We start from the raw sequence: 1,263 nt of genomic DNA, 5'->3' as shown, positions 1-1,263 counted from the left end.
TGGTCACATTCCGCTCGGGCGCCCAGTCCCAGAAATGCTCCTGCTCGTACTGGTGGTGGCCGTCATAGCGCTTGAACGGACGCGGCCCGATCGTCGGATGCGCCAGCACGTCATCGGTCAGCACCAGCGTATGGCTGCCCATGGCGTGTTTGAAATGAAAGCTGATCCCGTGGCGCTCCATCTGGCGGCGGGCGAAATCCAGATCGGATTCGCGGTACTGCACGGTGTATTCCAGCGTCGGATAGTCCTTCGACAGGCCGATCTCCAGCGCCGGATCGCCAAGGCTGGCATAGTCGGACAGCAGCTCCTGCAGGATCTGCACGACGGTCTTGTTATGAAAGATCCGCTGGTTCCTGCGCCGCCCGGCCAGCCAGAACCAGGGCCTGAGCGTCAGGTCATAGCGATGCCCGTTCTCGCCCACACCCGCCCAGCGGGCGCTGGTGACGATGCCGTCGAAGGGCCGCATCTCGTCATGCGCCTCGATCTCCACCGTGGCATGGGTGCCGACCAGCGCGTCGAAATCCAGGTCCTCGCGGGTGGCCAGCGCCTCGACGCGATATTCGAACAGATGGTTGAGATGATCGCTGCCATCAAAACGCAGCAAGGCCAGAACATCAGGCCCAAGCGCGGTGGTCAGACGACCCAGCCGCTCGGCCTGCTTGAAGGGAGCGTTCATCGCGCCTCCGACTTGGAATCAAAACCCTACAACCCGGGCCGCTTATACAGCGATCAGAACGGGATGAACAGCGCCCGGGGTACCATGCGATGCCGTGACGCGCTGGCCTACCGCGGAGGGAATGTGACAAATACTGAACTTCTTCCGTTCTTGGCGGGTACAATTTTGGGCTCTGACTCAATGTTGATGCACCTTGCATTTCATGATGCGGTGACGAGACGTGCCCTGAGCAGATCGATACGGCACGTGAATTCGAAGCGGGATTCGCCGGATTGATGGCCCTGATCCGGGGCGGACCGGCTTTTGTACCCGCTGGTCTACCCGCCGATGTCTGCTCTTGCCTGTCTATGCGTGCCGGTGCAACAGGTTGCGCGGCGCGGAAATAGCAGAACGACCCCGCGCGATTGGCTGGCGGTATAATAATACCACCAGTCTATCTATTTGATATCTTTGGTAATTTTGGTTGCGGGGGTAGGATTTGAACCTACGACCTTCAGGTTATGAGCCTGACGAGCTACCGGGCTGCTCTACCCCGCGCCATTTTGCGCGTGTTTTGCGCGGCTGCGCCTGTCGTGCTGCGTCTGGCG

The 1,263-nt window shown here is 60.4% G+C and carries 1 protein-coding gene and 1 tRNA gene; both read right to left on the bottom strand.

Going from position 1 to position 1,263, the window contains the following annotated elements; all coding sequences use genetic code 11:
* On the bottom strand, window positions 1-676 hold a 676-nt coding region (locus IT41_RS19210; RefSeq protein ID WP_036744403.1), incomplete at its 3' end, for a type VI secretion system Vgr family protein.
* A gap of 460 nt (window positions 677-1,136) precedes the next feature.
* Window positions 1,137-1,213: transfer RNA gene (locus IT41_RS19205), tRNA-Met, on the bottom strand.
* Window positions 1,214-1,263: the final 50 nt, after the last annotated feature.

The organism is Paracoccus halophilus, assembly GCF_000763905.1.
Classification (GTDB): domain Bacteria; phylum Pseudomonadota; class Alphaproteobacteria; order Rhodobacterales; family Rhodobacteraceae; genus Paracoccus; species Paracoccus halophilus.
This window is presented reverse-complemented; position numbering and strand designations above follow the sequence as displayed.